The organism is Mesorhizobium sp. M6A.T.Cr.TU.017.01.1.1 (assembly GCF_004023115.1).
GTDB lineage: Bacteria > Pseudomonadota > Alphaproteobacteria > Rhizobiales > Rhizobiaceae > Mesorhizobium > Mesorhizobium mediterraneum.
Genome location: NZ_RZTA01000251.1, coordinates 1 through 1584, shown reverse-complemented (window position 1 = coordinate 1584; position 1584 = coordinate 1). Strand labels below are relative to the sequence as shown.

The window sequence follows — 1584 nt, the reverse complement described above, 5'->3', positions numbered from 1 at the left end:
GTCGAAAGGTCGGGCAGCGGCCCGAAGATGCGCTCATAGCGCTCGCCGAATCGCGCCTTGATATAGCGCGCGTAGGCGACGCGATTGCCGGCCTGCTCCAGCGGATTTTCCAGCGGCGTCAGCGCCTGTGCCCAAAGACTGTCGCGCCGCCCATCCCAGAAGAACCATGGATCATGCGCGACGCCGGCCAGCGGCATGGTGCGCCGGTTGGTGCGGCCGACGCCGACCGCTTGCGGCAGGTCGTCCTGGAACTGCCGGTCGATCTTGTGGCAGGTCGAGCAGGAAACCTCGCCATCGCCGCTCATCCCGACGTCGAAGAACAGCGTCGAGCCAAGCGCGGCGGCGGCCGGCACATCGGCGAAGCGGTTGGTGGGGTCGGTTTTCAGCGGCGGCAGCGCCGACAGTGCCAGTGAGGCGATGGTCTTCTTTTCGGCATCGGAAAACTCCGGCTTGCCGCAGCCGGCAAGCACGGCCATCGCCAGCAGCGCGAGAAGACGCGAGAATCGGCTCATCTTGCTCCAGCGCTCACAGCAGCACATTGAAGACGACCGTGTCGGATCCGGCCGCCGCGGAAATGGCGAAATGCAATTGCCACAATCCGCTCATCGTGAATTTCACCCCGTCGATACGATAGCACCCGTCGCCCAGATAGTCGGTCGCCTGCGGGCTGGTCGGCAGGCCGTGCCTGTGCTGCGGCATGCCCCCGGAAATCGTTATCGCTGCCCCTTCCACCGGGGTTCCCGCACCTGTCTTGAGGGTCAGCAGCCAGGATTGCAGCTCGCCTTGCCGGATAGCGCCCCGCTCCGGTTCGAAACTGGCCACAAACAGCCCGTGCGCTGTCTTTTTCGAGCGCGCAATCTCGGAGCTGGCAAGCCGAGGCGCTTGCGGCGCCGTCAGATAGACGGCGGCAAGAATGCCAGCCAGCAAGGCGGCCAGACCAAGACCTGCCAAAACATAACGCCATAACGATGCCAAACCGTTTCCTCTTCCGGAGATAACGTCTCGCCGGGCAGATTGCGTCCCGCCGCTCAGTTGAGAAAACACATCTGGCGCAAAATCCGCTGACGCCAAGCATGGCGCTGCCGGCCGCAAAAAGCTACAGCACCGGAATCACGCGGAGAGAGATACATGACAGGAAACGGCGTCGCCTCGATCGGTGAATGCATGCTCGAACTTTCAGGCCAGGCCGGGCCGAACTGGCGCATGGGCTTTGCCGGCGACACGTTCAACACACTGTGGGCGCTGCATGCGCTGAGCGGCGACCGGCCGGCAACCTATGTGTCGGCCTTCGGCGACGACCCGTTCTCGCGCGATCAGATCGGTTTCTTCGCGCAAAACGGCATCGGCATCGGCGCCAGCCCGATCATCGCAGGCGCCCGGCCCGGCCTCTATGCGATCACGCTGACCGGCGCCGAACGCTCCTTCACCTATTGGCGCGGTGATGCGGCCGCACGGCAGCTTGCCTCCGACGCGGTTGCCTTGGCGAAAAGCCTTGAAAATCAGGCGCTTGTTTACTTCTCCGGAATCACTTTGGCAATTCTGAACGACGGCGCGCGCAAGACCCTGCTGGCGGCGGTGGCCAAG

The 1584-nt window shown here is 64.0% G+C and carries 3 protein-coding genes; 1 reads left to right on the top strand and 2 read right to left on the bottom strand.

Going from position 1 to position 1584, the window contains the following annotated elements; genetic code table 11:
- A partial coding sequence (locus tag EOB36_RS33780) for a cytochrome-c peroxidase (RefSeq protein ID WP_206637237.1) occupies nucleotides 1–512 on the bottom strand: 512 nt, incomplete at its 3' end.
- 13 nt (nucleotides 513–525) lie between these two features.
- Nucleotides 526–975 carry a FixH family protein gene (locus EOB36_RS33775; protein ID WP_127204484.1) on the bottom strand — a complete coding sequence of 150 codons (450 nt, stop codon included), beginning with the start codon at nucleotides 973–975 and terminating at the stop codon, nucleotides 526–528.
- A gap of 153 nt (nucleotides 976–1128) precedes the next feature.
- Between EOB36_RS33775 and EOB36_RS33770 the strand changes: the two genes are divergently transcribed.
- On the top strand, nucleotides 1129–1584 hold a 456-nt coding region (locus EOB36_RS33770), incomplete at its 3' end, for a PfkB family carbohydrate kinase (RefSeq protein ID WP_245467975.1).